Origin of the sequence: uncultured Methylibium sp., assembly GCF_902826655.1 — a bacterium.
Taxonomy (GTDB): domain Bacteria; phylum Pseudomonadota; class Gammaproteobacteria; order Burkholderiales; family Burkholderiaceae_C; genus Methylibium.
Genome location: NZ_CADEFR010000006.1, coordinates 114,980 through 123,021, shown reverse-complemented (window position 1 = coordinate 123,021; position 8,042 = coordinate 114,980). Strand labels below are relative to the sequence as shown.

Sequence of the window (8,042 nt, the reverse complement as noted above, 5' to 3'; positions counted from 1 at the left end):
GATGTCGTAGACCAGGCGGGAGCCGCTGCCGAAGACGCTCTGGTTCGTCATGCCGGCGCCGGCAGGGTCGCTGCCGCAGCAGTTCGTCAGCAGGCGGTCGCGGCAACGCATGGCGTCGCCCTTGAACACCTGCATGCGATCGGTGTCGAGATACACGCCGGCTTCGCGGGCGGCCTCGAGCATGGACATGGTGCGGCCGAAGTCGGCGTCGTTGGTGTAAGAGGTGTTGAAGCAGCTGGTCCCGAGGCAGAAAACATTGGCCGGGCAGTTCGTCGCGGTGGTGACCGTCTCGCCAGGCACAGGGCAGCTGTACTCGTCGCGGTAGATCTCGCACGCGCCGGTCGAAGCGTTGGTCTGGGCGCATGTCGAAGCGAGAGCTGTGCAGCCGGTCGCAACGAGCGGGGCGCACTGGTCCGAGGTGAACGTGCTCGAGCACGACAGGGTGCTCTGGTACTCCCAGCACGCGCGCGTGACGGCGACACCGTCGATGACCTTCGTCGATGGGCCGTCGACGCAGACGGGGGAGGAGGCGACGGAGCAACGACCGCCGGCGGCGAGCGTCGGGCACTGGCTGCTCCATGTGTCGGTGAAGGTCGCATCCGCGGCCGGCTTGGTATAGCTCAAGGTCATCGTCGGAATGGGGCCGTAGGCGGGGTTTGGCGACCAGCCGACGACGGCTCGACCCGACGACGCAGACCATGTCGCCGGCGGGTAGGTGCCCGTGGTGTCGGTGGCGAAGACGCCAGACGCACTTGGTGCGTAGCACTGCGTCATGTCGAGAACGGCGGTGGTGCAGCTCATGCTGTCGCCGCTGCCTGTGCACACGTCGTAGCTCAGGTTGTCGCCGCTTTGAGTGCCCGCGGGACATGCGGAATAGACGGGAAGGAACGGCCTTTGCGTTTCGCACACGCGGCTGTCCCAGTCACCGGTACAGGTCGTGCGCTCGTCCTCGGCGATGAGAGCGGTGAGGCTGCAGGTGGTGGCGGTGCACGACCTGTTGGCGACATAGACCGAGGTGGTGTCGCCGGGGTATCGGGGAACGCCGGCGACTCGCTGCGGCATGACGGGGGACAGGGTCATGTCCACGTCGAAGAACGCCAGCGGGCTCGCGCCCTGGGTCACGCGGAAGTGCTGCGCGGTGTCAGCACGGTCTGGAATGCACTGCGCGTCCAGGCCGGTGCTGCCGGAACTCGCGTGCGCGAACCAGTCGCCAGCCGTGCAGTTGGTAGACCGGGTAACGCCCACGGTGAGGCGGTTCGAGCAGCTGTAGCTGCCAACACCCACGTAGCGCGAGCAGATGCGGTTCTCGGTGCGGGGTGGTGAGGTGACTTCGGAAGTGGCGCAGCCGGTGTAGTACGCAGCGAGGCTGCCGAGATCCGTGGACGGATTGCGATAGATGCGGCTGGCGGCCAGGACCGAGGGGTCGCTCGGACCGATCGTCGGCCGCGGCGTGTTGGCCGAGTTGATCGCGTTGCGGAGCGCCTGACAGGTGATGTCGTTCGGCGTGGTGGCGCACGCGGCGAGCTTGGCGTTGACGTCGGCGCCCAGGCTCGGCCGGCCCGCATACGCGGTCTCCGGGGGCGTGGTGGTGTAGCCGGGCACGACAGTCGAGGCCGAAGGCGTGTTCACCAGACCGCGGATGACCGTGTTGGCCGATGTGCCGCTGGCGACGCCCTGGTCGTGAGACGACTGGGCGTAGACGGACGTCTGCGTGAACAGGAAGGCAGACAGCGAGAACCAAACGACCAGACGCTTGAACATGATGATCAACGCCCCTTGAGCCTGGAGAGGAACGTGCCTGCCTCGCGAGAGAAGGTCGGCGCCGCACGCTGGAAGTACTCGAGGGCGTAGTCGACGCTGACGTCCCCGGCTGCCGACACGAAGGCCGAAGAGGGGTAGCAGGTGCCGGCAGCACAGGGCTCCGGCGTGGCACCGTCCTTGATGAGAACGAAGGTGGGCGTCACGCCCACGGAGAAACGGTCGAAGGCCTGCGGGTCGATCTGAAACCCGACCTGGCGCTGACCGATGAGCCGCTGGGCGCGCGCGACGGTCTGCTGCAGCGAGCCGTCGACAAAGCCGCGAAGGAGGATCGTGGCCCCGGTGCGAGCCGCCTGATCGACCATGCGGTCGAGGGCCGGCTCGGGCATCGAGAAGCTGACGAACACGAGCAGCGATGGACCCTTGTTGATGGCGGCGACGGAAGGTGTCGGAGCACCCATGGCCTCGTAGCCGCGCGCGACCGCGCCGAGATCGACGCGGCGCTGCGTCTGCGGCTGAGGCAGCGCGTCGATGCGCGGCGTGGACGGCACGGGCACGCGCGCCAGTTCGGCGTCGGTGGGCATGCGGTGCTTCCTGGCCGCCTGCTCGATGTCGCGGTCGGTGATGACGGGCTGGCTCTTGGCGGCGCGCGCGATGTCCGCGTCGGTGACCATCGGCCGCTGGGTTTGCGCGAGAACAGCGGGGGACGTGAGACCGGCCCCCGAAACGAGGCACAGGGAGCAGGCCATGCCGAGGAGGCTGCGCGAGACGTCAGTAGCCGACACAGCAGTTCCTCTTTCTGAACAGCATGAAGGCGAAGTCCTCGCCCCGAACCGGGTACTCCTTGCCGGCGCCCCACAGGACGGTGGTGCGACCGAAGGGCTGGCAGCATTTGCCGTCGATCTTGTCGGTCGAGGGGATGGGGTAGGTCAGCTGCGTCTTGTAGGCCGACTTGTCCATGATCGGCTCGAGATACGGGCCGCACAGGCCGCGTGATCCGTGCCAGCCCCAGGCGAGCAGCTCGCGATGCATCTTCGCCGTGAGGCGCTGGCCCAGCAGCGCTGCGGTGCGCACGCCGCCCATGTGGTACTGGACCTGGCCGTCCATCGGATAGAGGCCGCCCTGGCAGCCGGCGCACCAGAAGAGCGAGTTGAGTCCGAAGCCGACGGTTGAGGCGACGCAATCGGCGGCGCAGGAGGAGACGGCGATCGGATTGGCGAAGAGCACCGCGTCGGGGTTGAGCAGCAGCGTCAGCTCATCGTCGTTCCAGAGCGGGTCGACCTCGGTGAGATAGGCCAGGTCGAAGCTGCCGCGCTCCAGGCACGGAAAGTCGGTGACGACCTCGAGCCAGTACAGAACCGGATTGATGTAGAAGTGCGCCTGGTAGAAGGAGCCGCCGTCGCCATCGCCTTCGGCCTTCGTGAAACGCGCCGCCTCGGGCGCATTGATGCCGGGGTCCAGGTTCAAGCCGCCGAGTGACGGCAGGCAGAACGGCTTGCGCACGACCTCGACGTGGCGTGCGGGCTCCCAGAAGCCGATCGACAGGCCGATGGTCGGGTTGACCACGCAGGTGCAGATCGGACTGGAGGGGTTGCCGCCGTTGTCCTCCTGGCCGCCGAAGTTCGCGATGGTCGCGCCGCCGATGGTGATCGGCAGGATGCACGACCAGCAGATGTCCGTGATGGGGTTGGGAAACTTGCCGGTGCAGGTGGCGATCGGTGCCGGCCAGGCCAGCAGGGATGCGAAAAAGAGAACCGATCCGCAGAAGAATCGAGCGAGCGCTTTCATTTGATCAGCACCTCATCGATGCGAAGGCGTCGGCCTTCCTGGGACACGATCGCCGGCACGGCGGTGATGCCGAACTTGCGAACCAGCACGCCCTCCTGGTCGTAGTACAGGCGCAGCTTCCAGGCCTTCATGAGGTCCATGTAGCTGCCGCCGACGAGGATCGGCTTGACGCGACCCTGGTAGACGTCGATCAGCTCGCGGGCACGGGTCACCTGGCGCGGATCACGGGCGTCGAAGAAGAGAAGGTGCTTCGACAGGCCGACGACCTCGAGCGGGTTCTTGCGGGTGCCGGCGGGAAATAGAACGGCCTCCTTCTCGTCGACCACGTTGCGGTCGAGCACGAAGGTCGGGTCGAAGTAGTAGGTGCGCGCGGTTTCCGCGCGCGTGAGGCCGGGAACGGGCTTCGGGTCGTTCACGCTCCGGGTGGCGCGTTCCTGCGCCAGCTGCTCGAACTTCTTCAGCTCGCCCGTACGCTCCTTCTCGCGAAGGCGCGACATGATGTGGTCGAGCAGGTTGCGCTCGGCGATGGGGTAGACAGGACCGATCGCGCCGAGGTTTTCGGCCCGCGCGGCTGCGCCGCACGCGAGAAGGAGAACCAAGGCCCAGGCCACCGGGTGGCGCATGTCAGCTCCGCGGACAGGAGATGTTTGTGCCCAGACGCTGAAGGGCGGCGGCGTCCTTTTCGTGGGAGGCTCGGATCATCGCCATCAGGGTCGGGTCACCGCTGCCTTCGGCGAACGCGCGACGCAGTTCGACGGTGCGCATCGGCCGGCCGCAGCGCGAGCGAAAGGCGGCCATGTAGGCTTCGGCGCCGTCCCGCGCCGGCGGGGCGACCTGGGCGAGCAAGGCCAGGTAGGTGTCGATCGGCACGTCGTCCCGGATGCTCATGGCGTCCGACTGCGCGGACGACGTCGAGGCCGACAGGACGAGAGTGACGGACACGATGGCGACGCGCATGGGGGCACTTCAGACGAGAGGACGGACCTTGGCCTTCACGTCCGTTTGGCGAACCAGGCCGCTGCTGCGATAGCGCGAGTCGAAACTGTCGGCACTGGTGCCCTGGACGTAGAGGAAGCCTGGCGGGATGACGATCGGCTCGATCGGCTCCAGCGGGCGGAGATCGAAGGTGTGGGTCTTTGCGCGGCCGACCGGCCTGCCATTGACGAAGACCTCGCGATCCCTGACCGTGACGGCATCGCCGGGGAGCCCCACGACGCGCTTGAAGAAGGGCTGGTGCCGGAGGCCGGGGTAGTCGCGCTCCGCGGCCTGGCCTTCGAAGCTGTAGATGATGAGATCGCCGCGGCTGAGCGTGCGATCGAAGTAGTCGACGTACACGATGCTGTAGGGCACGCTGGGGGTCCAGTTGACGAGGACCGGCACGACAGGCGTGTGATGCACGAACAGGCGCATCGAGGCGAGGACCCAGAACAACGCGAGGATCGCGAACAGGTACCAGCGACGGCGCAGGTCGCCGCGAAGCAGCCGCGCACCGGCGTCGAGCCAGCGCACGGAGCGGCCGACGCGCGACGTGCTGAAGGCCCTCGTCATGACTTGGACTCCAGCTTGGCCTTGAGGCGCGGTGTGAGGTCGACGGTGTGCGCGGAGGGGCCGGCGATCGCCTCTCTGATCACGACCAGGCAGCGGCACTCGGCGGGCAGCTCACCGAGCGCCTGGGGCAGCCGGCGTGCAAACGACGTGGCCAGGTCCTGGGCGCGCTGGCGGTCTTCCTCGGTGCGGCTGGCGGTCACGAGCGAGGCAAACTCGGTTTCCTTGGCTCGATACACCTCCGAGACGTCAACGATGCCGATGACCTGGGAAGGACGGAAGACGAACCGGTCGTAGGCGAGCAGTCCGCAGGCGGCAACCAGCAGGGACACGACAGCGTTGAGGGCGAACTGCTTCATACCGCATGGCCCCGGCGACGCAGCAATTCGTTGATGGCATCGTCGATCGAGTAGCCGGTACGCCGGAGTTCGTCGAGCGGCGCGTTGTCGTCTATCTTGTTGCTGAAGAGGAGGTGGCTGAACGGGTCGAGGATGATCCGGGCGACGCCCTCGCCGACGGGCGACGAGACGTAGCACTCGGAGAAGACACCATCCTCCATGCGGAGGGACTGCAGCAGGCGCTTCTTGCTTTCGTCCATCGAGATGCGGCCGTTGCGGCCGAGGAGTTCGATCGACTCGGACTTCTGCCGCAACAGGAAGGTCCAGTCAGAGCAGTTGAGCGCCGCTTCCATCTGGGTCGAGCCGTAGTAGTCGTCACCGCTTTGCGTGGCGGTGACCAGCGAGCCGCCATACTTGCGCGCGCGGCGGGCGGCCTCTTCCACGGAGGCGGCCATGATCAGGTCGTTGGAGCCGGCATCGCCGAGCTGCTGCTTCAACTCGTCGATGAACCAGACCTTCTTGCGATTGCGCGTGAGATACATCTCGCGCGTGATCTGATAGAAGAGCAGGATGTTGACGACCGAGTGAAGATCGGGCTTGCGCTTGAGTTCCTCGTTCTCGATGACCACGAAGTCGTTCGAGAAGTCGATGGTGTTGGGCCCGCTGAAGAAGCGCTCGTACTGGCCCCCCTTGGCGTAGGGGTTGAGCATCACGGCCAGGTCCTTGATGCGCTGGTCGTTGTTGATCCCGAGTTCTTCGATGGTGCCCTGCACGAAGGCATCACGAAGGATCGTCATGTCCAGATCGCGGCCGTACCTGCCCCAGAGCTTGAGCACCATGGCGGAGATCGCCTTGTGCTGAACCTCGTCCATCGGGCGGCTCATCGATGCCATCTTGGCGATGGCAGGCTGGAGCATGTCGATGTCCTCGTTGATGTCCTCGACGAGGGGGAAGGGGTTCAGGGACAGCTGCACATCGGGGCGGAACTCGATGTAGGTGCCGTCGGCCTTGCGGCACAGTTTCTCGAAGGAGCGGCCCAGGTCCTGCATCCACACCTTGGCGCCGATCGAGCGGTACGACCAGGCCATCTCGTTGAGCAGCACCGACTTGCCGGAACCGGGCGCGCCGATGATCGCGGCGTTGTAGTTGCCGAGGTTGTTGTCGTAGAGGTCCAGCGTCATCAGCTGACCGCGCCGGCCGGCGAACAACAGCGTGGGGGTCTTGGTGCCGCGCCATTCGGCGACCAGCGGCGCGAGATGAATCGCGTTGCCGATGGTCTTGCGCGTCACGCGGCGCATCTTCTTGAGGTCGCCGTGAAACCTGGGCGACAGCGTCATCGGAAGGCTGGCGATCAGAGCCTGCCGGTGCATGTAGACGTCGGCGTTGAGCTCGAAACCGCGGGCGCGCCAGATGGCCTTGGCGGTTTCCTGGTTCTGCACCGAGCGGTCCGGGGCGCTGAACACCGCAAGCTGGTGGTACAGGCTGACGATCGAGCCGCCGGCGTCGATGACATCCGCGGCCGCGGTCCAGTCGCGAGCCTTCTTGCCGACGTCGGGCATCACCACGGCCATCTTGCTGCCGGCGTTCTGGGTTGCGCGAACGTGGTTGGCGGTGACGGTCGTGCGCGTCGCGTTGGGGTCGAGCAGGTGGACGCCCAGCGTGAGGAGGAAGGGCGAGTTGTATTGCAGCGCTGGCTGCATCAGGTCACCGATCAGCGAACCCATCTGCCACAGGCCGAAGCGCTCGGGGAAGGACTTGATGCTGAAGAAGCGCACGTCGAGCCCGGGGCCGCCTCCTTCCTTCCAGAGTTGCAGGCCGTTGGCCTCGGCATCCTGGATGGTGTCGTGATCGACGATCTGGTCGCGGATCTCGCGGCCGTCGTCGTAGTGGAGGTCGGGGGCGTGGCTGCTGTTGATTCGATCGGGGTTGCAGAACAGGGAACACCAGTTGATGAGGTCGGCGGCGTCGCACACGCGGTTGGGCAGCGACGCCGAGCGCAGCGTGGTGGCCATGCCATCGCGCAGCGAGACGATCTGCTCGCGAAGGCCCAGATCCTCGGGGTCGCCCTGGATGGTGACGCTCATCACCAGGCGGAAGTCGCGGACCGTGTAGTGGAAGCCCTGGGTCAGCGAATGATGGGCGCCGTTCGTGAGGTGCTCGAAGCGGCGCCGTGCGAGTTTGCGGTACAGGTTGTCGTTGCGGGCCGGGCGACCCCAGGCACCGGCCTTGTCGAGCTGATCGCTGTCCTCGGTGCGCAGGTTGGCGTACTGGCGCAACTGCGGACGAATGTGCGGTGAGCCGAAGAGATGGAACTGGATGCCGGTGTCGGGCGGGCAGTTCGCGTACAGCGAGATGAGCACCTCGACCATGCGATCGTCGGCGCCGCTCTGCGGCATGACTTCCAGCATGAAGCCGATGCCGTCGCGATTGACGAACAGCTGCTCCTCGTCGAGGTAGGAGATGTAGGGCAGCCAGCTGGCGAACTGGTCGGCCGGCGACTCTTCGTCGCCGCCGAAGGCGAAGCCGAGGAAGCCGGCACGCGCAGACGAGGTCCGGGAGCCGAACAGACTGGAGCGGAGGGCGGCAGACATCGGTGGCGCATCCCGTGGTGTG

The 8,042-nt window shown here is 66.4% G+C and carries 8 protein-coding genes; all 8 read right to left on the bottom strand.

The features are described 5' to 3' along the window. Positions 1–1,761, bottom strand: a 1,761-nt coding sequence (gene traN, locus QZV97_RS04955; RefSeq protein WP_295639380.1) for a conjugal transfer protein TraN, incomplete at its 3' end; no start/stop codon positions are given. Between the two features lie 5 nt (positions 1,762–1,766). Continuing rightward, positions 1,767–2,432 carry a type-F conjugative transfer system pilin assembly protein TrbC gene (trbC, locus tag QZV97_RS04950; RefSeq protein WP_295639374.1) on the bottom strand — a complete coding sequence of 222 codons (666 nt, stop codon included), beginning with the start codon at positions 2,430–2,432 and terminating at the stop codon, positions 1,767–1,769. A gap of 97 nt (positions 2,433–2,529) precedes the next feature. Further along, complete coding sequence (locus tag QZV97_RS04945; protein ID WP_295639371.1) at positions 2,530–3,546, bottom strand: TraU family protein; 1,017 nt, start codon at positions 3,544–3,546, stop codon at positions 2,530–2,532. Next, the gene (traW, locus tag QZV97_RS04940; RefSeq protein ID WP_295639367.1) at positions 3,543–4,169 is read right to left on the bottom strand and encodes a type-F conjugative transfer system protein TraW; all 627 of its coding nucleotides are present in this window, start codon (positions 4,167–4,169) and stop codon (positions 3,543–3,545) included. The genes QZV97_RS04945 and traW overlap by 4 nt, the downstream gene beginning before the upstream one ends. Before the next feature lies 1 nt (position 4,170). Next, positions 4,171–4,503 carry a hypothetical protein gene (locus QZV97_RS04935; RefSeq protein WP_295639364.1) on the bottom strand — a complete coding sequence of 111 codons (333 nt, stop codon included), beginning with the start codon at positions 4,501–4,503 and terminating at the stop codon, positions 4,171–4,173. Positions 4,504–4,512: 9 nt separating this feature from the next. Then, positions 4,513–5,094, bottom strand: a complete 582-nt coding sequence (gene traF, locus QZV97_RS04930) for a conjugative transfer signal peptidase TraF (RefSeq protein WP_295639361.1) — start codon at positions 5,092–5,094, stop codon at positions 4,513–4,515. Next, a complete protein-coding gene (locus QZV97_RS04925) occupies positions 5,091–5,450 on the bottom strand; it encodes a hypothetical protein (protein WP_295639358.1) in 360 nt (119 codons plus the stop codon). Before QZV97_RS04925 ends, traF begins: the two co-directional genes overlap by 4 nt. Beyond that, entirely contained in the window at positions 5,447–8,020 is a 2,574-nt protein-coding gene (traC, locus tag QZV97_RS04920; RefSeq protein WP_295639355.1) for a type IV secretion system protein TraC, read from the bottom strand. The genes QZV97_RS04925 and traC overlap by 4 nt, the downstream gene beginning before the upstream one ends. Positions 8,021–8,042: the final 22 nt, after the last annotated feature.

Bases quoted from the DNA above. Each gene is read 5' to 3' on its own strand.
- QZV97_RS04925 (WP_295639358.1), bottom strand. From the start codon at position 5,450: ATGAAGCAGTTCGCCCTCAACGCTGTCGTGTCCCTGCTGGTTGCCGCC.
- traC (WP_295639355.1), bottom strand. From the start codon at position 8,020: ATGTCTGCCGCCCTCCGCTCCAGTCTGTTCGGCTCCCGGACCTCGTCT.
- traW (WP_295639367.1), bottom strand. From the start codon at position 4,169: ATGCGCCACCCGGTGGCCTGGGCCTTGGTTCTCCTTCTCGCGTGCGGC.
- trbC (WP_295639374.1), bottom strand. From the start codon at position 2,432: ATGGTCACCGACGCGGACATCGCGCGCGCCGCCAAGAGCCAGCCCGTC.
- QZV97_RS04945 (WP_295639371.1), bottom strand. From the start codon at position 3,546: ATGAAAGCGCTCGCTCGATTCTTCTGCGGATCGGTTCTCTTTTTCGCA.
- traF (WP_295639361.1), bottom strand. From the start codon at position 5,094: ATGACGAGGGCCTTCAGCACGTCGCGCGTCGGCCGCTCCGTGCGCTGG.
- QZV97_RS04935 (WP_295639364.1), bottom strand. From the start codon at position 4,503: ATGCGCGTCGCCATCGTGTCCGTCACTCTCGTCCTGTCGGCCTCGACG.